This window comes from Saccharopolyspora sp. NFXS83 (genome assembly GCF_026241095.1).
Lineage (GTDB): Bacteria > Actinomycetota > Actinomycetes > Mycobacteriales > Pseudonocardiaceae > Saccharopolyspora_C.
The window spans coordinates 55,293-76,557 of the sequence record NZ_JAPFGB010000007.1; the positions used below are offsets into that span (position 1 = coordinate 55,293).

General features: G+C 69.2%; 17 protein-coding genes and 1 tRNA gene. 9 read left to right on the top strand and 9 right to left on the bottom strand.

Annotation, left to right across the window (positions count from 1 at the left end):
* The first annotated feature begins 119 nt into the window (after positions 1–119).
* Positions 120–2,402, top strand: coding sequence for a glycoside hydrolase family 3 C-terminal domain-containing protein (locus OOZ19_RS09905; RefSeq protein WP_266089759.1), 2,283 nt, complete (start codon positions 120–122; stop codon positions 2,400–2,402).
* A 62-nt stretch (positions 2,403–2,464) separates the two neighbouring features.
* Positions 2,465–2,683, top strand: a complete 219-nt coding sequence (locus OOZ19_RS09910; protein WP_266089760.1) for a hypothetical protein — start codon at positions 2,465–2,467, stop codon at positions 2,681–2,683.
* A gap of 25 nt (positions 2,684–2,708) precedes the next feature.
* On the opposite strand, the gene OOZ19_RS09915 is transcribed toward OOZ19_RS09910, so the two are convergent.
* From OOZ19_RS09915 to OOZ19_RS09925, 3 genes are all read right to left on the bottom strand, one after another.
* Positions 2,709–7,499, bottom strand: coding sequence for a cupredoxin domain-containing protein (locus OOZ19_RS09915; protein ID WP_266089761.1), 4,791 nt, complete (start codon positions 7,497–7,499; stop codon positions 2,709–2,711).
* A gap of 87 nt (positions 7,500–7,586) precedes the next feature.
* Positions 7,587–8,132 (bottom strand): hypothetical protein, encoded by a 546-nt coding sequence (locus OOZ19_RS09920; RefSeq protein ID WP_266089762.1) that lies wholly within the window; start codon positions 8,130–8,132, stop codon positions 7,587–7,589.
* 291 nt (positions 8,133–8,423) lie between these two features.
* Positions 8,424–9,794 carry an arsenic transporter gene (locus OOZ19_RS09925; RefSeq protein WP_266089763.1) on the bottom strand — a complete coding sequence of 457 codons (1,371 nt, stop codon included), beginning with the start codon at positions 9,792–9,794 and terminating at the stop codon, positions 8,424–8,426.
* 204 nt (positions 9,795–9,998) lie between these two features.
* Here OOZ19_RS09925 and OOZ19_RS09930 point away from each other — a divergent pair, with 204 nt between their 5' ends.
* Both OOZ19_RS09930 and OOZ19_RS09935 read left to right on the top strand, forming a co-directional pair.
* The gene (locus OOZ19_RS09930; RefSeq protein WP_266089764.1) at positions 9,999–11,315 is read left to right on the top strand and encodes an MFS transporter; all 1,317 of its coding nucleotides are present in this window, start codon (positions 9,999–10,001) and stop codon (positions 11,313–11,315) included.
* A 184-nt stretch (positions 11,316–11,499) separates the two neighbouring features.
* Positions 11,500–11,961: a DUF1707 SHOCT-like domain-containing protein gene (locus tag OOZ19_RS09935; protein ID WP_266089765.1), complete on the top strand. Its 462-nt coding sequence runs from the start codon at positions 11,500–11,502 to the stop codon at positions 11,959–11,961.
* 3 nt (positions 11,962–11,964) lie between these two features.
* Here OOZ19_RS09935 and OOZ19_RS09940 read toward each other — a convergent pair whose 3' ends face one another.
* On the bottom strand, positions 11,965–12,432 hold the full coding sequence (locus OOZ19_RS09940) for an NUDIX hydrolase (protein WP_266089766.1): 468 nt from the start codon (positions 12,430–12,432) through the stop codon (positions 11,965–11,967).
* Positions 12,433–12,487: 55 nt separating this feature from the next.
* Between OOZ19_RS09940 and OOZ19_RS09945 the strand changes: the two genes are divergently transcribed.
* The 3 genes from OOZ19_RS09945 to OOZ19_RS09955 all read left to right on the top strand — a co-directional run bounded on the left by OOZ19_RS09945 (position 12,488) and on the right by OOZ19_RS09955 (position 14,476).
* Positions 12,488–13,555, top strand: coding sequence for a DNA polymerase IV (locus OOZ19_RS09945; RefSeq protein WP_266089767.1), 1,068 nt, complete (start codon positions 12,488–12,490; stop codon positions 13,553–13,555).
* A gap of 57 nt (positions 13,556–13,612) precedes the next feature.
* Positions 13,613–13,686: transfer RNA gene (locus tag OOZ19_RS09950), tRNA-Pro, on the top strand.
* Between the two features lie 322 nt (positions 13,687–14,008).
* Positions 14,009–14,476, top strand: a complete 468-nt coding sequence (locus OOZ19_RS09955; protein WP_266089768.1) for a nucleotidyltransferase domain-containing protein — start codon at positions 14,009–14,011, stop codon at positions 14,474–14,476.
* Here OOZ19_RS09955 and OOZ19_RS09960 read toward each other — a convergent pair.
* From OOZ19_RS09960 to OOZ19_RS09965, 3 genes are all read right to left on the bottom strand, one after another.
* A complete protein-coding gene (locus OOZ19_RS09960; protein WP_266089769.1) occupies positions 14,473–14,787 on the bottom strand; it encodes a hypothetical protein in 315 nt (104 codons plus the stop codon). The two genes, OOZ19_RS09955 and OOZ19_RS09960, sit on opposite strands and share 4 nt — an antisense overlap.
* Before the next feature lie 18 nt (positions 14,788–14,805).
* Positions 14,806–15,183, bottom strand: coding sequence for a YbaB/EbfC family nucleoid-associated protein (locus tag OOZ19_RS30245; protein WP_507028804.1), 378 nt, complete (start codon positions 15,181–15,183; stop codon positions 14,806–14,808).
* A gap of 252 nt (positions 15,184–15,435) precedes the next feature.
* Positions 15,436–16,140: a GntR family transcriptional regulator gene (locus tag OOZ19_RS09965; RefSeq protein WP_266089770.1), complete on the bottom strand. Its 705-nt coding sequence runs from the start codon at positions 16,138–16,140 to the stop codon at positions 15,436–15,438.
* A gap of 86 nt (positions 16,141–16,226) precedes the next feature.
* Here OOZ19_RS09965 and OOZ19_RS09970 point away from each other — a divergent pair, with 86 nt between their 5' ends.
* Together OOZ19_RS09970 and OOZ19_RS09975 are read left to right on the top strand one after the other, a co-directional pair.
* Positions 16,227–17,393, top strand: coding sequence for a mandelate racemase/muconate lactonizing enzyme family protein (locus OOZ19_RS09970; protein ID WP_266089771.1), 1,167 nt, complete (start codon positions 16,227–16,229; stop codon positions 17,391–17,393).
* 152 nt (positions 17,394–17,545) lie between these two features.
* Positions 17,546–18,946, top strand: a complete 1,401-nt coding sequence (locus OOZ19_RS09975) for a cation:dicarboxylate symporter family transporter (RefSeq protein WP_266089772.1) — start codon at positions 17,546–17,548, stop codon at positions 18,944–18,946.
* A gap of 1,213 nt (positions 18,947–20,159) precedes the next feature.
* On the opposite strand, the gene OOZ19_RS09980 is transcribed toward OOZ19_RS09975, so the two are convergent.
* Together OOZ19_RS09980 and OOZ19_RS09985 are read right to left on the bottom strand one after the other, a co-directional pair.
* A complete protein-coding gene (locus tag OOZ19_RS09980; RefSeq protein ID WP_266089773.1) occupies positions 20,160–20,369 on the bottom strand; it encodes a hypothetical protein in 210 nt (69 codons plus the stop codon).
* Between the two features lie 578 nt (positions 20,370–20,947).
* Positions 20,948–21,160, bottom strand: coding sequence for a hypothetical protein (locus OOZ19_RS09985; protein ID WP_266089774.1), 213 nt, complete (start codon positions 21,158–21,160; stop codon positions 20,948–20,950).
* Between the last annotated feature and the right edge of the window lie 105 nt (positions 21,161–21,265).

The following is a 21,265-nucleotide window of genomic DNA, read 5'->3' on the forward strand; positions in this document are numbered from 1 at the left end:
GTTGGCGGACCTGGACGTTCGCCCCGAACGGCGGCTCCGCCGCGGCGGGCGGGGCTGAGCCCCCGGCTTCCGCGATGGGACGATCTCAGCGGTACCGGACCGTTCGGAGGGGAGCCGTCATGGCGACAACGCCGGAGACCGCAGCGGACGGGGCCTGGGACGTTCCCGCGCTGCTGCGCTCGTTGACGATCGAGCAGAAGGTGGCGCTGCTCGACGGCGCGGACTTCTGGACGACCGAACCGCTGCGCGAGCACGACGTCCCGTCGATCATGCTCACCGACGGTCCGCACGGCCTGCGCAAGCAGCGCGCCGGTGGTGATCACCTGGGTCTCGCCGACAGCGTGCCCGCCACCTGCTTCCCCACCGCCTCGGGCCTGGCGAGCTCGTGGAACGTGGACCTGCTCGACGAGATCGGCCGCGCGCTCGGCGCCGAGTGCCGGGCCGAGGACGTCGCGGTGCTGCTGGGGCCGGGCGTGAACATGAAGCGGACCCCGCTGTGCGGGCGGAACTTCGAGTACTTCGCGGAGGATCCGCTGCTGGCCGGGCACCTGGCGGCGGCGCTGGTGCGGGGCGTGCAGGCCCAGGGCGTGGGCACCTCGGTCAAGCACTTCGCGGTGAACAACCAGGAGACCGAGCGGCTCACGATCTCCGCGGAGGTCGACGAGCGGACGCTGCGGGAGATCTACCTGCCCGCGTTCGAGCACGTCGTCCGCGAAGCCCGGCCGTGGACGGTGATGTGCTCCTACAACCGGATCAACGGGGTGTACGCCTCGGAGGACCGCTGGCTGCTCACCGAGCTGCTGCGCGAGGAGTGGGGGTTCGACGGGCTGGTCGTGTCCGACTGGGGCGCGGTCAACGCCCGCGACGAGAGCCTCGCGGCCGGGCTGGACCTGGAGATGCCCTCCTCGGGTGGCGCGGGAGCCGAGGTGATCTTGGAGGCCTGCCGGGCGGGAACGCTGCGCGAGCAGGACGTCGACGTCGCCGCCGGGCGGGTGCTGCGCCTGGTCGAGCGCGCCGCTTCGGCGCCGGCCGCGCCCGGTTTCGACCCGGAACACCACCACGCGCTCGCCAAGCGGGCCGCGATCGAGAGCGCGGTGCTGCTCAAGAACGACTCCGGCGTCCTCCCGCTGCGGCCGGAGTCGACGAAGGTCGCCGTGCTCGGCGAACTCGCCCGCACGCCGCGCTACCAGGGCGCGGGCAGTTCCCAAGTGCGCCCGACGCGGCTGGACGACGCGCTGAGCGCGCTGAACGCCGCCGGGTTCGCCGAACTGCGCTTCGCCCCCGGTTACGAGGTGGAGGCCGGCGCTCCCGATCCGGACCTGGCCGCCGAAGCGGTGCGCCGGGCCGCCGACGCCGACGTCGCGGTGCTGTTCCTGGGCCTGCCCCCGTCCGCGGAATCCGAAGGCTACGACCGGGATCACCTGTCGCTGCCCGCGAACCAGCTCCGGCTGCTGCGGGAGGTGGCGGCCGTCAACGAACACGTCGTCGTGGTGCTCGCGGGCGGTTCGGTGGTCACCGTCGACGAGTGGCAGCACCACGCCACGGCGATCCTGCAGGGCTGGCTGCCCGGCCAAGCGGGCGGCGGCGCGCTCACCGACCTGCTCACCGGCGCCGCGAACCCGTCCGGACGGCTCGCCGAGACGATCCCGGTGCGCGGCGCGCACGCCCCGGCCGTCGGCCGGTTCGCCGGGGAGCACGGGGCGGTCCGCTACGGCGAGGGCCTGCTCATCGGCTACCGCTGGTACGACGCGCACGAGCTGCCCGTGAGCCACGCGTTCGGGGAAGGCCTGTCCTACACGACGTTCGACTACACCGAACTGGACGTGTCGGTGCTGGAGGACGGGCCGCGGCCGAGGGTCAGCGTCTCGCTCACCGTCACCAACACCGGTTCCCGCGCGGGCCAGGAGGTCGTGCAGCTCTACGTCGCCGATCCGGAGTGCTCCGTGTCCCGGCCGGAGCAGGAGCTCAAGGCGTTCGCGAAGGTCGCGCTGGAGCCCGGCGACAGCACCCGCGTGGCGCTGGAGCTCGATCAGCGCGCGTTCGCCTACTGGCACCGGCCGCTCGGCCGCTGGGTCGTGGAGGGCGGCGAGTTCGAGCTGCGGGCCGCGTCGTCGTCCCGTTCCGTGCGGCTGTCGGCCGTGGTGGAGCTAGCGGGTGAGCGGATCCTCAGCCCGCTCGCGCCGGAATCCGAGCTGGGCGCCTGGCTGGATCACCCGGTGGCGAGCCGCCTGCTGGGCGAGGCTCTCGCGGCGAGCCCGATGAGCGAGATGGCCGCCGATCCGCAGCACGTGCGGATGATGCGGTCGTTCCCCGCCGCGCGGCTGGCCAGGTTCCCCGGCGTGCCCATCACCCACGAGCAGTTGCGGGAGTGGGCGGAGCAGGCGAACAGCGCGCAGCGGTGACCGGCATCTCGCGGCGCACGCCCCGGTCGAGGCCGGTTCGGCCGGGGCGGCACACTGGGGGTGTGGAGACGGTGAAGAACGCACGCCCCCGGCTGGACGCCTCGTCGGTCGCCGTGTGCGCACACGTGGGCATCGGAGCGGACGACTCGGTGGCGCGGGCCGCGCGGGACCGGCTGGGCAACGCGCTCGCGAATTACCGCAGGCACTGGTCGGCCAACTCCGAGCCGCAGGTGTTCGAGGATCGCCTCCTTCCCGGCGACGAGGCCAAGAACCCCGCCTGACCTCCCGTTCCCGGGCGTTCCCTGGTCATCTTCGGATCCGCCGCCTCCTCCGACGGCGGGGTGCCCGGCGGCCCTCGACGATCGCGGCGGCGGGCAGCACCGCCGGATGCACCGGTTCCGGTGCGGCGTGCCCCGGTTCCCCGTTCAGCGGCAGCAATCCTGGCCGGTGGTGCGGTTCCACCCGCAGCAGCCCCCACAACCCGGCGTTGACCTGGTTGATGGTCAAACCGTCCCGGATGAGGAAGTCACCGGTCCGGCCCCTGGGGCCACCGGCACCACCGATGAGCTCGATGGTCGCCTCGGTCTCCGGCAGCATTCCGCCGACGGCGGAGCGGATCGCGGCGTTCGCGTCGCCGCGCTGGTAACGCCACATGTGCCCCGCCACCAGCATCGTGTGCACCCGCCCCCGATCGGCGCCGTGCACGAACCGCACGGTCACCGGATCACCTCGGTGAGCGCGGAACACCGGCGTCGCCGGGTCGCCGTGCACCCGCGAGCTGAACACGTGCGCCTGTTCCGGATCGTCGCGCAGCCGCGGGGCGAAGCGTTCGTTGCGGTAGTTGATGCCGCGGTTGCCCCGCTCGTAGGGATCCAGGTCGACGTCCTCGCCCGACACGGCCTCCGGGATCGGTTCGCCGTCGCGGTCGAACAACCGCACGCCGTCCTGCCAGATCGCCACGAACTCGCGGGTGGCCCGCGCGGCGCCCTCCTCGACCCAGCGGACGTCGGCAACCGCGCCGGTGGCCGGTCCGCCGGTCACCGGATCCGTCCAGCTCGCCCCCGGTGGTTCGATGATCAGCGTTCCGAACAGGCCGTGGTGCGCGTTGCCGCGGCGGTCCCCGAAGTCGGACAGCGCGATCGTCGAACCCGCGATCTCGGGTGCGGCGAACCAGTAGGTCGTGATCGACTCGCCGGGCCGCACCGTCTGGTCCGCGTTGAACCCGACGGTCGACCCGTCGGAGGTCCGCACGTCGTAGTCGACCATCCCGCCGTGCAACGACACCCGGTCACCGCGCGGGAACGGAGCGTCCGCGGGCAGCGGCACGTGGTCGCCGTGCGGTGGCTGGCCGCCGGGGCGCAGCCCGTTGGTCAGCGTGATCTCGATGCACTCACCGGCGCTCGCCCGCAGGACCAGCGGTGCCGGTTGCCGGAGCCCCGCGCGCACCGCCGCCGCGTCCTGCGACCTGACGTAGGCCAGCCCGAACGGATCGTGGTCCCGGTCCTCGGGGTTGAACCTGAGCGGATGCTCGACCGCGTCGACGTCGAACGAGCGCACCGGTGCCGTGCGCGGGCAGGTGTTCACCGGTTCCGCGCGCGGTGGCGCGTGCCCTGGAGGCCGAGGCCGGTCGACGACCGGCCTCGGCTCGGGCGCCTGCCCCGGGAGGCCGTGATCGGGCAGCGGAGCCAGGTCCCGCTGCGGCCGGTCGGTGGTGCGGAAGATCCCCCACAGCCCCAGCCACTGGTCGTCGAGCGCGGTCGATCCGTACATGAAGTCGCCCGGACCACCGGCACCTCTGTTCACGATCGCCGGGCCGCCGTTGCCCGGTGTCACTTCGGCTTCGTCCTTGAGCTCCTCGCCCTCCATGCCCCGGTGGACGATGGTCGACCCGACGATCTCGTAGTTGAAGTACTCGGCGAGCCCGAGGGCCTGCTGGTCGGTGAGATCGCTGTTCGGGTTGTCGGGCTCGTTGAGCCATTTGTGCCCGTGCAAGGTGAAGTCGTGCATCTCCTCGTGCGCCGCGGCGATGTTGCGGATCAGCACGGGTTCACCGGTGTAGGCGCGCAGCACCGGAGTGGCCGGGTCGCCGTGCACCGTCGAGGAGTACGCGTAGGCCGGGTCACCGCGAGGCCCCGGCACACCTGGCCGGGTGCGGATCTGGAACGGCTCGTTGCGGTAGTTCACCGCGTACCCGCCCTGGTCTTCACCGAAATCACCGGGAACGCCGGGCGGCTGGACCGGCGGCCCCGCGCCGAAGTTCCGCCACAGCGGGACGCGGTCGGCGTAGTAGAGGGTGAATTCGCGGAAGTCCATGCCCAGGTCGGACTCGATGATCGCCACGGTGCCGACGCCGTCGGTGGGCTCGCCGGTCCGGGTGTCGCGCCAGATCGCGTCCGGCGGTTCGACGTTCATCGACGCGTACAGCCCCTTCTGCTGGTGCAGGCTGGGGTACTGGTGGTCGTGGAAGAACACCGATCTCAGCGGTTCGTCCACGTACCACCGGAACGCGGCCGTCTGCCCGAGCATCGCGGTCTGCGCGTAGTTGAACCCGACGGACGTGCCGTCCGAAGCGAGCTCGTCGAACCGGACCAGGTGCACGTGGGCGGAGACCTCCGAGGTCTCCTCCGGCAGCATGTAGTCGCCGTCGAGGCGGTTGACGTGGTCGATCGGCTCGTCGGGATCCTCGTCCAGGTGCAGGTCGTTGGTGAGCAGGATCCGCATGCAGTCGCCCTGGCGCGCTCGGATCGTGTACGGCTCGGGTCTCTCCCGCCCGGAGGTGACCGCGTCGAGGTGGCTCTCCTCGACGTACAGCCGGCCCTGGCGGTCCTTCCACCCCGCTTCGTTGTAGAGCAGCGGCATGTCGACGGCGTGCGGCCGGTAGGTGCGTTCCGGGCGCTCCGGCGGGCACGGGTCGACGAACCCGGCGCCGGGCTTGTCCGGGTCCAGCGCCGGCATGTTCGCCGCCTCCATCGGCGTAGGCCCGCGGACCGTGTCGCCGGGGCGCCGAAGCTCCGCGAAGTCGTCCTCGATGACGGTGTGCGGCGGTTTGTACGCGCGCTGGCCGAATTCTCCTTTGACGAACAGCGGAAAACCGGGATGCCGGGCGTCCGGCGCGGGTGTCGCACCGGCCCGGTCCGGCAGCTCCTGCAGCGCTTGCAGCGGCGTGCCGTCCGGGTTGGACGCGGTGCCGTCGCGCAGCCGGTCGAAGATCCGCAGGTGACCCCAGAAGCCCTGCGCGAAGTGCGGGTAGAAGTGGCAGTGGAAGACCGAATCGCCGATGGTGCCCTGCACTCCGCCCGCACCGCCTTCCAGGCGCAGCTCGAACGCCTCACCCGGCCCGATCGCCTGGACGTCCTTGCGCGGTGACGCCGGGTTGTTCGGGTCGGCGAACCAGCGTTGGGTGTGCTGGTGCCAGGGGTGGGTCTCGCGGACGCCGGGGTGGATGAGCGCGAACCGGACCGGGTCGCCCAGGTACGCCTTGGAGATCATCGCGTCGGTGTCCACCACCGGCGGTCCGCCGGGTTCGCCCGGTCGCGTCAGCTTGCCCTCGTCGCCGAAGACCCACGACTGCAGGTGCGATTCCTCGCTCTGGCACTTCGCGCCGGGATCTTCGACGACCCGCCCGAGGTCCGCCACGAAACCGTCGCAGAAGTGATCTTCCGTGGTGAAGGTGCGCCCGTTGGGCAAGGTGATGGTCTTCGCCACGCCCGACGGGTTCTCCGGGGTGGGCGTCCCCCGATGTTCCAAGATCGCCCGCAACCGGTTCCGCAGCGGCTCGCTGCGGTAGTTGATCCCGAACGTGGAGTCCGGCAGGCCCGTGGTGGGGAAGGTGGGTTGCTCGCCGTCGCGGTCCCGGACCCCTTCGACCTCGTCCATGATCATGATGGCGAGGGAGCGGTGGTCCTCGCCGTCCGGAACCCGGACGTCGGCGAACAGCTCGGACTGCACCGCCCGGCCGGTCCCGCGGTCGAGCAGGTCCGCGCCGGTGATCGGGTCGTGCCAGGTCGAACCCCGCGGGTGCACGATCACGCCGCCGAACAAGCCGCGCTGGGTGCTCGTGGAGCCTTCGGCCGCGCTGTCGAGGTTCGCGATGTCCACGACCGGCGCCTGCCCCTCGTGGTCGGCGTACCAGGTGAACGTGCCCTGCTCGCGGTGGCCGAGCGAGGTGTCCGGGTTCCCGCCGACCATCGCCCCGTCGGAGTCCCGCGGGTCGAACTGCACCAGGCCGTCGGGATGGATGCCCACCCGGCGGTCTCGGATGTCGTTGCGCAGCTCGATCCGCACGCAGTCCCCGACGTTCGCCCGGATCGTCAACGGCTGGGACAGCTGCGGATTCCGCTGCAGGTCCCGCTTGCCGACGCGGGCGTCGTCGTTCTTCAGCGCGTAGACCAACCCGTCCGGCAGGTGGTCTCCCCAGCCGTTGAGCGGGATGTCCAGCTGGAACGCGGACAGGTCGTAGGTGATCTGCCGAGCTCCGGCCGGGCACACCCCCGACGGCGGCGGCGCGGCGGGAGCAGGCGACGTCCGGCCGGGATCACCTGTCGCCGGTAGCGCGCAGAGCGGCACCACCACGAGCACCGACAGCACCCCTGCCACCGAAGCCCGCCGCCACGACCGCTCGCGCCACCACCGGCCGACCGCCACGATCGCCGCCGTCGGCAGGCAGACCACGGCCGCCGACGCCAGCATCACCGGCGCCGCCACCGCCGCCTGGTGCACGACCCCACCCGCATCAGGCAGCGACTGCGCCCTGCCGAGGAGCAGCCCGGACAGCGCCGTCCTGGCCGGGAGCACGACCGACAGCGCCGCGCACATCGCGAGCGCGGTGGCGCACGACCGCTGCACCCACCGGGTCGCCGGCGCGGCGGCGCCCACCGCGACGTCGGCACCCGCCAGTGCCAAGACCACGGCCGCCATGGCGAACGCGAACGCGAACAGCCCGAATCCCACCGCTTGCACCGGCGCGGGAAATCCGCCGACGCCGATCCACCCGACGCCGCGCGGATCGGCCAGCGCGACGCCCGCGGTGATCACCGCAGACACGGCGCTCCGGGCCAGCACCGACGACCGGTACCGGCGCTGCATCGTCGTCCGCACGAGGCCTCCTCCCGCTTTCTTCCGTCGAGCTGTCGGATGAATCGCTGTGCGGGCGGGCCCCTCGGACTCCACCGCCGCGCGAACCGCCTAATGACCGCCGTGACCGCGCCCCAACGGCTCGGGTTCTCGCGGCGGGACCGGCTCCTGCTCCATCGGCCGAACCGGCAGGCCGACGGTGATGTCGTCGTCGCCGTCCGGAACGGTCAGCCGGACGTGCTCGGCGCCGTCCGGGGCGCGGAACCGCAGCCGTTCCTCGACGGTGCCGCCCGGCCGGATCCGCCGCGGCCCGCCGACTCCCGCGACCGCCTCGGCCGGTCCGACCGCATCGTCGATCCGCAGCTCTACGTCCTCAAAGGACAGTCGCACGGGTGCGCCGGTCGTGTTGCGCAGTTGCAGCACGATCTGAACTTCGGGGCCGTGTTCCATCGGCATCGGCGCGATCATCTGATCCATCGGCGGTGACGGGATCAACGTGGCCGTGGCGTCCAGCCAACCGGAACCCCACCGCGCCGGGACGCCGACCGCGGGTTCCGGTGCCGCGACGCCGAATCCCACCGCGCAGGCGGCGAGCAACGGCAACGGCAGCAGGCCGAGCGTCCGCCACCTGCGACGGGACCGAGCGGGGAACCGCATGTGCACCTCGCATGCGCGGCCGAGCGTGCACCGCATCCAGACGGACCTTCACCAAGGGGAGCACGACGAGATGTACCGCTCCGCCCACTGCTGCGCCAACAAGCGCAACCAAGAAGAACCCGAAGGGATCAGTGTTGTCCGGCATTCAGAGCGCGTCTCGTCAACGGGGCGCGAATCTCGTGCCATGCGGGGGATCCGGTGAGGTTCTGAGCTGAGTTCCGCTCGCGGGCGAGGAGTTCGTCGCGACCGCTCCCGAGGAATCTCCCCGGAAGAACCCCGATCAGATCCGGGTCAGTCGAGCACCATCAGCCATCCGGCCAGCGCGAGCAACGTGACCAGCAGCACCGGCACGGTGAGCACGATCCCGGTGCGGAAGTAGCGCCCCCACCCGACGTGCAAGCCCTTGCGGTCGAGCACGTGCAGCCACAGCAAGGTGGCCAGGCTGCCGATCGGCGTGATCTTCGGCCCCAGGTCGGACCCGATGACGTTCGCGTACACCATCGCCTCGTGCGCGAGCCCGGTCGCGCCCGCGCCCGCGATGGCCAGCGCGGCGATCAGCACCGTCGGCAGGTTGTTCATGATCGACGCCAGCACCGCCACCACCACCCCGGTGCCCACGGCGGCGGCGACCGCGCCGTGCTCGCCGAAGTGGCCGAACAGCGTCCCCAACTCCCGCGTCAGGCCGAAGTTCCGCAAGCCGTAGACGACGAGGTACATGCCGATGCTGAACAGCACGATCTGCCACGGCGCCTCGCGGACGACCTTGCCGACGGCGATGCGCCGCCCACCGGAGTCCGGCATCGCGGGGCCGCCACCGGGCACGACGAGCGCGGTCCGCTCGGCGCGGAACAGGAATCCGGGCCACCGAGCCGCCACCGCGAGCAGCACCACCGCGCCCGCCCCGATCACCGCGGACAGCGGCACCCCCAGCGGTTCGGCCGCGAAGTACCCGACGAGCAGCATGCCCAGCACCGCCCAACCGGCGCGGAACGTCGCCCGGTCCCGGATGGCGGACGCGGGCTCTGCGAGCGCGGTCAGGTCGTAGGCCGCCGGGATGTCCCGGCGGAAGTACCAGAGCAGCACCACCAGGCTCGCCGCCACCGAGACCAGGCCGACCGGCACCATCACCAGCGCGTAGCGGGCGAACCCGATCCCGAAGAAGTCCGCGGACACGATGTTGACCAGGTTCGACACCACCAGCGGCAGGCTGCCGGTGTCGGCCACGAACCCCGTGGCCAGGGCGAACCCGAGCGTGGCGGTTGGGGTGAAGCGCAGCGCCAGCATGATCTGCAGCACGATGGGGGTGAGGATCAGCGCGGCGCCGTCGTTGGCGAACACCGCCGAGATCACCGCGCCGAGCAGCACCACCAGCACGAACAGCCGCCGCCCTCGCCCGCCTCCCCAGCGGGCCACGTGCAGCGCCGCCCATTCGAAGAAGCCGGACTCGTCGAGCAGCAGCGAGACCAGCACGATCGCCACGAAGGCCAGCGTCGCGTTCCACACCAGTCCGACCACAGTGGACACATCGGAGACCCCGACCACGCCGGTCAACAGCGCCACGGCGGCCCCGCCGAGCGCGCTCCACCCGATCCCCAGACCACCGGGACGCAGGATGACCAGCGCCAAGGTCAACACGAAGATCGCCCCAGCGACCACCGTCATCACGAGCTCGCACCCCTCCGCCATGCGCGGTGGAACCCTCGCCGCCGCCCCGGGAGACTAGGCCATCCCCCGCCCGCGAGGACGACCTGCCGTGGCCGAGGCCACGTCCATTTCATGGGAATCGGTTCCCGCTGGATGGGCGACGAGCGTTACCCTACGTGTGCTCATTTTGGTCTGAACGTGTGAACAGGGAGGTTCCGGACCATGGCGGTCGGCCACGTTCCCGATGCCGTCGCGGATGACGCCGCGCCGCGCAACTCCACTCGCCAAGTCGTGGTGGCCAGCCTGGTGGGGACCTCCATCGAGTTCTACGACTTCTACGTCTACGCCACCGCGGCCGTGCTGGTGTTCCCGAAGCTGTTCTTCCCCGCCGGAGACCCCGCCGCGGCCACCTTGCAGTCGCTGGCCACGTTCGCCATCGCCTTCATCGCGCGGCCCGTCGGCTCCGCGCTGTTCGGGCACTTCGGCGACCGCATCGGCCGCAAGTCGACCCTGGTGGCGTCGCTGCTGACGATGGGGATCTCGACGGTGCTCATCGGGCTGCTGCCCGGTTACGCGTCGATCGGCGTGGCCGCCCCGCTGCTGCTGGCGCTGTGCCGGTTCGGGCAGGGCCTCGGCCTCGGCGGCGAATGGGGCGGCGCGGCCCTGCTGGCCACCGAGAACGCGCCCAGCGGCAAGCGCGCCACCTTCGGCACCTTCCCGCAGCTCGGCGCCCCCATCGGCTTCTTCGTGGCGAACGGCCTGTTCCTGCTGCTGTCCGAGACGATGGACGACGCGACCTTCCTGGCCTGGGGCTGGCGGGTGCCGTTCCTGGTCTCCGCGGTCCTGGTCATCGTCGGCCTGTGGGTCCGGCTGAGCCTGCACGAGACACCCGCGTTCGCGAAGGTCGTCGAGTCCGGCGCACGCGCCAAGGTCCCCTTCGTGCAGGTCTTCCGCACCGGCCTCAAGGGCCTCGTGCTGGGCACGTTCATCATGCTCGCGACGTACGTGCTGTTCTACCTGATGACCGTGTTCACCCTGTCCTACGGCACCGCCGAGTCCGGACTGGGCTACAGCCGCTCCGAGTTCCTGGTGTTCCTGCTCATCGGAGTCGTGTTCTTCGGCCTGACCGTGCCCATCGCCGGTGTGCTGGCCGACCGCTTCGGCCGCCGCTCCACGCTGCTCGTGATCACCTCGGCGATCATCGTGTTCGGGCTGCTGATGGGGCCGTGGTTCGGGAGCGGTTCGCTGCCCGCGGTGCTCAGCTTCCTCATCGTCGGTCTCGCCCTGATGGGCTTGACGTTCGGCCCGATGGGCGCGGTGCTGCCGGAGCTGTTCCCCACCGCGGTGCGCTACACCGGAGCATCGGTGTCCTACAACCTGGCGAGCCTGCTCGGCGCCTCCGTCGCGCCCTACATCGCGACCTGGCTGGCGGGCAGCCACGGCGTCGGCTGGGTCGGCGTCTACCTAGCCGCGATGGGCGCGCTGACGCTGATCGCACTGCTGATCAGCCGCGAGACGAAGGACTCCGCGCTGGACTGAACGCGCCGTCGCCGGTTCCGGAGGGAGCCGGCCACGCTCGTCCTCCAAGGCCGGAATCACGTGGCACGGCGGCGAAGTCTCGTCCTTTCGGCCGCCCGCCACCGACCTCGAGTCCGATGCGCACGTCCCGCCCGCGCCCTAACGTGAGCTCATCGCCGACGGACGGCGGCACGAGCACTTCGAGGTGAGCGAATTGATGCACGCGGACGTGGAAGCGGTCACCTGGACCCTGGAGCACGGCGGCACCCGCCCGTCCGACTCCGACCGGGCGCAGGGCCAACGCCTCCTCGACGAGCACGTGGCGATGGGCCGCCTCACCTCGGAGGAATTCGGGGACCGCGCCGCGCAGGTGCAGCACGCCCGCACCAAGTCCGAACTGCTCGCGGCGTTCCAGGGCCTGCCGCGATCGCACCCCCGGTTCGACGAGCAGGTGCAGCCGCGGCGCTTCGCGATCCCGGAGCCGACCGCGGACGTCCCCCACCTGCGCTACGCCGTCACCGCGATCGTCTCGTCGTGCGCCGTCGCGGGCGCGATCGGCACGCTGCTGCTCGCCCTCCAGGAGCCGGCCGTCCTGTTCGCCGCGGCCGGGGTGCTGCTGACGGTGTACTTCGCACTGGTCATCCTCGGCCACCGCACCGAAAGCTGACCCTCACCCCAAGCCCAGTCCGCCCAGCAGCCGGGAGAGGAATTCCGCCTGCGCGGCAACGATTTTCCCACGAGCCGTCACCGGATCGAACCACTCGGCCCGGTCCACCTCGGGGAAGCTCTGCGTGCGCCCGGACCGCGGCGGCCAAGCCAGCTCCACGAGGTTGCTGCGCAACGAACTCACCTCGAACTCGCCCGGCACCGCCCACGCCGTGACCACCTTGCCGCTCTTCTGCCGCACCTCGCCCAGGTCGATCGTCGAGTCCGCGGCGAGCCGCATCCCCGTCTCCTCCTCGAACTCGCGCAACGCGGCGGACAGCGGCGCCTCGTCCTCGGCGTACTCGCCCTTCGGGATCGACCAGGCGCCGAGGTCCTTGTTCTTCCAGAACGGGCCGCCCGGATGCACCAGCAGCACCTCCGGAACGCCCTCGCGCATCCGGTACAGCAGGATCCCCGCGCTGCGCTTCGCCATCCGCCGACCGTACCGCCGAGCTGCCGCGACACCGCGCACCAGGCAAGCTGAGGACGTGGAGCAGGTGGTGCTGCACGTGGACCTCGACCAGTTCATCGTCGCCGTGGAATTGCTGCGACGCCCCGAACTGCGCGGCGAACCCGTGCTCGTCGGAGGCACCGGAGACCCCACCCGCCGGGGCGTCGTCGCCGGAGCCTCCTACGAGGCCCGCGAATCCGGCGTGCACTCCGGAACCCCGTTGCGCACCGCCGCGAAGCGCTGCCCCCGAGCGGTGTTCCTCCCCCTCGACAAGGACGCGTACCTGGCGGCGTCGGCGACCTTCGTCTCCGCCCTGCGCGACCGCTCCGAGGTGGTGGAGGAAGCAGGCTGGGACGAGGCGTACCTCCTGCTGGACACCGACGACGCCACCCGATCCGCCACCGAACTCCGCGTCCACGTGCACGCCCGGACCGGACTCGCCTGCTCCGTGGGAATCGGCGACAACAAGCTCCGCGCCAAAACGGCCTCCGGCTTCGCGAAACCCACCGCCGGCTTCACCGACACCGGGATCTTCCGCCTGGACAGGCGCAACTGGCCGCACATCATGAACGAACGCCCACCCGAAGCCCTGCGAGGCGTGGGCCGCCGCACCGCGACCCGCCTGGCCGAACACGACCTCCACACGGTCGGCGACCTCGCCGCCACCGACCGCTTCGCCCTGGCCGAGCACTTCGGCCCCCGCACCGGCCCGTGGCTCGTGGCCCTGGCCCGCGGCTACGACCCCACCCCCGTGCAGCCCGAGCCGTACCGCCCGCGCTCCTACGGCCGCGAGATCACCTTCCAAACCGACGTCACCGATCCCGAGCCCCTGCGCACCGAACTCACCCGCCTCGCCCACCTGATCGCCGAAGACCTGGCCGCGCACGACCTCCTCGCAGGCCGGGTCGTCGTCAAACTCCGCAACTCCCACTTCCGCACCCACTCGCACGGCGTCCGCCTCACCACACCCACCCGCGAGCCGACCGCCCTCGCCGCCGCCTCCCACAAGGCCCTCACCGCCTTCGCCCTCACCCGCCCCGTACGCCTCATCGGCACCCGCGCCGAACTCCTGACCAGCACGAACACCGAAACTGAGGGGCGATGAAGATCCTCTGCGAACAGTGCGCTAAGCTTTCCGCACACCGCAAACAACGGGTGTGGCCGGGACGTGGCGCAGCTTGGTAGCGCACTTGACTGGGGGTCAAGGGGTCGTGGGTTCGAATCCCGCCGTCCCGACGGTCGAGAGGGTCTTCGCAGGTCAGACACTGCGAAGACCCTCTTTTTATGATCTTGGCGAGTGCCCCGAGGCCGTGCACGCCGCTCGCCGACCCCTTTACCTCAGGTCAAGCAGCCAACCACCCACTGGCGCCCAAGAACGCCCCCTGGCCCTGAAAAGGCAAAACTTCTCATAGCGCTCCCTCGAAGGGTGCGGCGAATCGACGTTTAGCCACCTTGACCAGCCCTGCCGAGCGAGATCCAGCCGGCCTCGAACGAAACCGACACGCACTACTCCCCTGGTCGATACGATCCGATATCGATCGAATTCGGGAGGACGCCGATGAAACGTGAGCGTGCAACGGAGATGCTCGAAGAACTCATCCAGCGCGCCTCCGGGCACGACTGGCCGGTAGAAACGGTCCAAGCGATGTGGGTCTTCGGCTCATATTCCCGAGGAGCCGTCGAACCAGGTGACGTCGATGTCGCTATCGACCTCGACCGCAGCAACGACCGCTGGCGCTCTCACTTCGTCAACAGCATGATGCACGGACGGTCCCCCTTCGGAGTCCTTCGGAAAGCACTGCGCGGACGGCGCCGCGGCTACGAGTTCGTGTTCGAACGCGAGCACGGATACGACGACGTGCCCATGACCCTGCTGTGGAAACGCGGCGAATCCCTCGCCACAGCGAGGAAGCGACTTCAAGCCATTCCCATCGACCCACAGCAGGACGAGCTCCCCGAGACGCGATGCGCCCCTGCTTCGAAGGACTCGAACACCGAATACCCCGCGCACTCCGGGAAGAACTAGGCGAACTGATCGACGACGACGCCGTCACGGTCGACCAGATCACCCTTGAAGACTCCAAGATCAATGACCTGTGGGTGCGCGAACAGATCGACCACCGCTGGAACCAGGACAGTCCCCTCCGCAGAGCGGCACACGCTGCCCTGGCCCATCTCGAAGCCCACGGCATCGATCCACACGCCGTCCACCTGCACGGCAAAGACGTGCACGACAGCCGAACCCCGCACTTCGTCGGCTTTCAACTCAGGTATCTGAGTGGGGCGCTGAACTGCTTCGTCGAACACGACGGAGTCCAATGGCTCGAAGTCCTGCATCCGACACGTCGCGGCCCGCTACACGCGCTCATCCTGCGCCCCGGCAGGCAAGAGAAACTCACTCGCCGCCCGACGGATGCCGGCAGGTTCTTCCACTGACTTGAAAGCTTCAAGCGACCTCGCCCCGCGCACAGGCGTGCCGTATACGGGGCGCAGAGGGATGCAGGTGGAACGACCGGCAGCCTCGCGCAACACACTTGTGATCGTGTGACCGAGGCGTTCCGGAGTGGTGCGTTCAAATGCCTTCGTGGACAGCGTCAACTCTTGCCCCGTGGCCACCGTGTCCACAGTGGCCGTGACTATCCCGTCTCGCGAGGTCACCTCCGTCGTCCGCTGCGTAGCTTCGGCCCGCTTCTCACCCAACTGCGCCGTCCGACGCCGCAGATCAGACAACATCGAGTCGATCTGACTCCGAAGTCCCGCGTTGCGCGCTTCGAGCTCTTCCCGCCGGGCATCTGCTTCGGACGTTCCTGAACCCACTGCTGGCTACCCTCGACCGGGCGACAAGTTATCAACGGAGCACACGACGCAGGCCAGATTTAGCAAGATCGAACCGCCCAGTGACTGAGCTCATGCCACCGTGTCCGAGCTCGCCGCCACGATCCAACTACCGGCTCGCGACGAGTCGTCCGCTCCCGGGGAGACCCATCAGCTCGCTTCAGATTCGGCCTCCCCCGCGGGGTGACGCTCGCGATCTTCGAGGGCGTCGATGGCAGAGCCCGTGAGGCTGCGTTCAATGTGCGCGCTCATGAGTGAGCGCGCCCCGGCGGCGTCTCCGGCCGCGATGAGGTCGACCAGGTCGTGGTGTTCGCGGTGATCGCGGGTCCGGGGTTCCTCGCCGGGCGGGAGTTTCAGGCCGATGCGCCGATAGCGGTCGGACTTGTCCCAGAGGTCGTCGAGCATCCGGATCAGCACGTCGTTGCGGGACGCGAGGTAGAGGGCGCGGTGGAAGGCACGGTGGGCGGTCAGCGCTTCCTCGCCCCAGGCGCGGGTGACCGGCAGCAGTCGTGCTGCCGAGGAACGAAGGGCTGCGACGTCGGAGTCGGTGCGGCGCTGCGCCGCGAGTTCCGCCGCCGTCGGATCGAGTGAGAGGCGGACCTCGAACAGCTGGCGTGCCTCGGCGGCGCTCATGCTCGCGACTCGCGCATCGCGCTGGGAGTCCAGGTCGATCAACCCCTCACTGCTGAGCCGGCGAACCGCCTCCCGAAGTGGCGTGAGGCTCATGCCCAGCTCGACAGCAAGTTCGTGCTGTGCGAGCCGTGCGCCCGGCTGCAGCCCACCGGAGAGGATGCGCTCCCGGAGCTCGACGTAGGCGACGTCGCCCTTGCTCGAAAACATCTTGATGTCGCCCACCTTCGCTCCGAACCAGGGGTTGTGCTGAGACTCCTTACCACCCTACCCTCCGGTTGCAAATTATAAATTGCAACGAGGAGGACGGCGTGAAAATCACCGCTGTGCACGAGGGCGTGGTCCCGATCAGTTCGTCGATCCGCAACGCGTGGATCGACTTCAGCTCGATGGACTGCTCGATCGTTGCCGTCGTCTCGGATGTCGTGCGCGATGGCGAACCCGTCGTCGGCTACGGGTTCAACTCCAACGGCCGGTACAGCGCAGGCGAGATCCTGCGCCGCCGGGTCATCCCCCGCCTGCTCGACGCCGCCCCGGAGGCCCTGCTCGGCGAGGACGGCCAGCTGGAACCGACTCGTGCCTGGGACTTCTTGATGAACAACGAGAAGCCCGGCGGTCACGGCGAGCGCTCGGTCGCGGTAGGCGTGATCGACATGGCGCTGTTCGACCTCGCCTCCAAGATCGCCGGACAGCCGTTGTACCGCTGGCTCTCAGACCGCTACGGCGACGGCGCACCCGACGACAGCGTCTTCGTCTACGCCGCCGGCGGCTACTACGCCCCCGGCAAGGGCCTGCGCGAACTGAAGGACGAGATGAAGGGATTCCTCGACCAGGGCTACCGCGTGGTCAAGATGAAGATCGGCGGCGCCGACCTCGCCGAGGACCTCGAGCGCATCGAAGCCGTCCTGGACGTGCTCGACGGCGACGGGTCCCGCCTCGCCGTCGACGTCAACGGGCGCTTCGACCTGGCCACCGCGCTGGAGTACGGCAAGGCCATCGAGCCATACGGCCTGTTCTGGTACGAGGAGGTCGGCGACCCGCTCGATTACCGGCTCAACGCCACCCTCTGCGAGCACTACCGCGGCCCGGTCGCCACCGGCGAGAACCTGTTCTCGTTGCAAGACGCGCGCAACTTGATCCGCTACGGCGGCCTGCGCCCGGACCGGGACTACCTGCAGTTCGACCCCGCGCTCAGCTACGGGCTCACCGAGTACCTGCGGATCCAGGAAGTCCTCGCGCAGCACGGCTGGTCATCCCGCCGCTGCGTCCCGCACGGGGGACACCAGTTCTCGCTGCACATCGCCGCAGCGCTCAAGCTCGGCGGCAATGAGTCCTACCCCGGCGAATTCCAGCCGACCGGCGGCTTCGCCGACGGCGCCGTGGTCGAGGACAGCCACGTGAGCCTGACCGAGACGCCCGGCATCGGATTCGAGAGCAAGTCCGCCTTCTACGAAGTCCTGCGCGAGCTGCACACCTGAGCCCGCCCGGCGGGATCCGCTCGCCCACCGCTGCCCGCTGCCCGCGGATTCCGCCGATCCGGCCGGCAAGGCCGCCGTCGTCCCCCGAAGCCCCGAGCTGTGCGGGACACGAACTCGACCGCCACATCTTCGCGCGAAAGGGAGCAACAACGATGTCGCTCACGACCACCCCAGGCCGCCCGCAGCGGCCTCGCGTTCGCAAGTTGCTGGGACAACTCTGGTTTCAGGTAGTAGTAGCCGCCGTCCTCGGCGTCGCGGTCGGGCTGCTGCTGCCCGGCGTCGGAGCCACTCTCAAGCCGCTCAACGACTGGTTCATCGCCCTCGTCAAGATGATCGTGATCCCAGTGGTCTTCTGCGTCGTCACCACGGGTATCGCATCGATGGACAACCTTCGCAAGGCCGGCCGGATCGGGGTGAAGGCCATCGGCTACTTCTTGGTCCTCTCACTGGTGTCCATGCTGATCGGCCTCGCGGTAGCGAACGTGTTCAAGCCGGGTGCGGGCATGAACGTCGACCCGGCGACCCTCGACGCAGGCAGCGTGCCCTCGACCGGTACCGACGAACATCTCACCTTCACCGGGTTCATCTCCGACCTCATCCCCGACTCACTGCTCGGCGCGATCACCGGGGACAACATCCTCGCCGCGCTGGTCGTCTCGATCGTGTTCGGCGTCGCGCTGAACACGGCGGGCCCCGCGGCAGCACCACTGAACAAAGGGATCTCCGCACTGTCGGTCGTGGTCTTCCGGATCGTCGGCTGGGTCATGCGCCTGGCGCCGATCGGAACGTTCGGCGCTCTGGCCACCGTTGTCGCCACCTACGGCGCCGAGAGCCTGCAGCAGCTCGGCTACCTCATCCTGCTCTTCACCGGCACTTGCGTCGCCTACGTGATCATCGTGCTCGGCGCGATCATGCGGGTCTGCAAGCTCAGCCTGTTCGGGCTGATGCGCTTCCTCAAATCCGAACTGCTCATCGCGCTGTCAACCTGCTCCAGTGAAGCCATCCTGCCGCAGCTCGTGCGCAAGCTGGAGATGATGGGAATCGGTCGACCGGTGGTGGGCATCGTGATCCCGTCCGGGTTCTCGTTCAACCTCGACGGATCCGCGATCTACCTGACGATGGCCTCACTGTTCCTCGCGCAGGCCCTCGGGATCGATTTGTCCTGGCAACAGCAGCTGGCGATGGTCGGGATCATGATGCTCACGAGCAAGGGCACCGCCGGTATCGCTGGTGGCGCCTTCATCGTGCTGGCCAGCACCATCACGGCCGTTGGCCACATGCCCCTGGCCGCGCTCGCCCTCATCGTCGGGATCGACCGGATCCTCAACGAGGGCCGGGTGTTCATCAACGTCCTCGGCAACGCCGTCGCCGCCATCGTGATCGGCAAATGGGAGAACGACCTCGACGCGGAAAGGGTTCACACCGTCCTGCGCGCCTCGCCCGCCGAGCGCGAACTACTCGAAGCCGAATACGACGCGACCGAAACCCACGGTAGAGGCCGCCCTACCACGCCCCACACGACCGACGAAGCCACCGATCCGGCGAGCGCCTGATTGTGGTGTTCACAATGGCTGTTCCAAACATGATCGCGCGACACGCGTTCGTCGTCCTTTGAGGTATGAGGAAGGCCTCCGGGCTCGCAGTGGTGAAGATGCGAAGCAACCACTCCCACAACCTGGAGGCCTTCCGGGCCGCCCCAAGGCGCTGTGGACGTTCCCAGGTGTCGTCGTGATCAGAGGAAAGGAAGCAGTGTGGAGTCGAGCGTGCAGGACGAATCCCGGGAGTGCTGCTGGCAGCTGCCCTGGGGCCTGCGTTATGCCAAGAGCAGTCGTAACCACGGCTGCGGCCACGCCTCGACACGACCGACGCCTCCCTGCCATCCCGTCACCCGTCTTCGAGCCGGTCCCCATTGCGGCGCGTTGGTTTCGCCGAACGGCCTCCACGGATACAGGCTGCCACCAACTTCCCAAGCCGGTCCTCAGCTTCGAACGGTGTTCACAGGTACCCGGCAACCCAATGAGCTTTCGACCGACTTTCGTCAGTGACACAACCTTGCCCTCGTCACTACACCCTCAGCGGTTCGACGACCGGCTATTCTGGACCCGTGCGCTATGAACACCTACGGCGAAACACACTCCTTTACTTTGCCAAGTACACTGGGAACTGGCCTCGAAGAACAGACCTGAGCATGCCGCTGACCCCCGATGCAACTGGGAGTCAAGGGGTCGTGGGTTCGAATCCCGCCGTCCCGACGGCCACGAAAGCCCGCCGATCTAGCACGTAAGTGCAGGTCAGCGGGCTTTTTGATGTTGCGAAGTCGATCTCGTAGTGGATCTTCCCGGCCCGGCTGTGCCGATTTTTGGGAGGATTTTGGGAGGATTCGTGCGCGTCCCGCGAAATGGGGTCGCGAGGTGGGAGGATTTCCCGGTCACCCAGCCGGGTGATCTTCACGGCAACGCCCACACCCGCCTGCACCGCCGCACTGCGAACCGAGAACACATGAACCCGACGACCAAGCTCCACGCCGACCCGCGATCCGGAGTGAATGAAAACCAGGCCTGCCCGAGATAAACCACCAGGTCAAAAAGTGTCGGCCCCGCGCACGCGGGGATGGTTCCCGTGACAGGCCGCCGCATCCGCACACACCGCAACCCCGGTGCTCCCGGCGGCGAGTCGTGTGCACTGCTGCTCAACCCGCAGCCCGCGACACAGGCGGAATCGCCCCGTAGGGGCGCCAGTCACCGGACACGATCTGCCCCGTGCCGATCACCGCCCGTGCACGCACCGCCAGATCGGCCCCGGCAGCGACCCGGTCACCAGCGCGATGTGCTGATCGAGGCCGGCCAGCTCCACCGGCCAGTGCGGCACGACCCAGCCGTCGGGCGAGGTGGCCGGCGTGCTCGCCGCCGCCCGGTAATCCTCGGCTTGAGCGAGGACCTTGTTCACGTACCAGTCGGCGTGGTTGATGCTTCTCATGCCGTCAAGGCGCGAGCGGCGGGATCTGCCACGCGCTCGCGGTGGAGACTGTCTGGACACCGGCTCCGTGTCATCGTTTTGTGGAAATCTGTGATCGTGGGGATAGACATGCCTGCTTGGTGTGTATAGATTTCGGTCCTCTACGGGCGAGCGTGGTGTTGACGTGGGTAAGAGGAACTACCCAGGAACGTGCGAGGCAGTCAGGGGCGCCGAGGGCCGAGGTCTGTGATGGGCTCTGGGCGACTGGCTGTACAGGGTCGACCGGGTTTCGCGTGTGTGGCAGGGCTCGGGCCGGTGGCGTGGTTCCGTGCGGAGAAGGGCCGAGTGTGACGTGTACGGGCGAAGGGAGGTCGTACTCCATTGGATTACCTGCTCGCAGCGATGATCGAGCCGGGTAGGTGAGCATTTTCGCTGGATGGAAGGTGATCTCTGGTTACGCGCATGCGCTTCCCGCAGTTCACCCCTCTGGGGAGACAGCGGAGACAGCAGGCCGGTGCACAGATCGGCTGATGGATAGTATGACCTTTAGTTGAAGGGGCCCGGCGCGTGATGTGCCGGGCCCCTTCAACTGGCGCAGGCTAGCGGTGGGTTTCGTCGATGCGGAGTGCTGCGCCGAGTGCGAAGAACGCTGGAGCCCACTCGCCGACGAAAATGCCCCATCGATCGGCACGGGCGACGTCTTCGGCTTTCCGGGACGACGCCCAGCTCGCCACGCTCAGGCCGATCGAGACTACACCTGCGGTGAACAGGTAATCTGAGCGCACTCCGTAGTTCCGCAACGTCGTCAACATCGCCGCCCCCTTGTGTCCTGCTCGGTGTGATGCGGTGTCCCCACCAGCATGGGCACTGCCCCGCCCACGTGCATCCCGCAGCTGCGGGTCAGCACCGAAGTCCCA

What these genes read in the sequence shown, in the direction of transcription:
- OOZ19_RS09940 (WP_266089766.1), bottom strand. Translation starts at nt 12,432, where the DNA reads ATGGCGAAGCGCAGCGCGGGGATCCTGCTGTACCGGATGCGCGAGGGC.
- OOZ19_RS09925 (WP_266089763.1), bottom strand. Translation starts at nt 9,794, where the DNA reads ATGACGGTGGTCGCTGGGGCGATCTTCGTGTTGACCTTGGCGCTGGTC.
- OOZ19_RS30245 (WP_507028804.1), bottom strand. Translation starts at nt 15,183, where the DNA reads ATGTTGTCTGATCTGCGGCGTCGGACGGCGCAGTTGGGTGAGAAGCGG.
- OOZ19_RS09985 (WP_266089774.1), bottom strand. Translation starts at nt 21,160, where the DNA reads ATGTTGACGACGTTGCGGAACTACGGAGTGCGCTCAGATTACCTGTTC.
- OOZ19_RS09955 (WP_266089768.1), top strand. Translation starts at nt 14,009, where the DNA reads ATGAAACGTGAGCGTGCAACGGAGATGCTCGAAGAACTCATCCAGCGC.
- OOZ19_RS09960 (WP_266089769.1), bottom strand. Translation starts at nt 14,787, where the DNA reads ATGCAGGACTTCGAGCCATTGGACTCCGTCGTGTTCGACGAAGCAGTT.
- OOZ19_RS09975 (WP_266089772.1), top strand. Translation starts at nt 17,546, where the DNA reads ATGTCGCTCACGACCACCCCAGGCCGCCCGCAGCGGCCTCGCGTTCGC.
- OOZ19_RS09905 (WP_266089759.1), top strand. Translation starts at nt 120, where the DNA reads ATGGCGACAACGCCGGAGACCGCAGCGGACGGGGCCTGGGACGTTCCC.
- OOZ19_RS09930 (WP_266089764.1), top strand. Translation starts at nt 9,999, where the DNA reads ATGGCGGTCGGCCACGTTCCCGATGCCGTCGCGGATGACGCCGCGCCG.
- OOZ19_RS09920 (WP_266089762.1), bottom strand. Translation starts at nt 8,132, where the DNA reads ATGCGGTTCCCCGCTCGGTCCCGTCGCAGGTGGCGGACGCTCGGCCTG.
- OOZ19_RS09980 (WP_266089773.1), bottom strand. Translation starts at nt 20,369, where the DNA reads ATGAGAAGCATCAACCACGCCGACTGGTACGTGAACAAGGTCCTCGCT.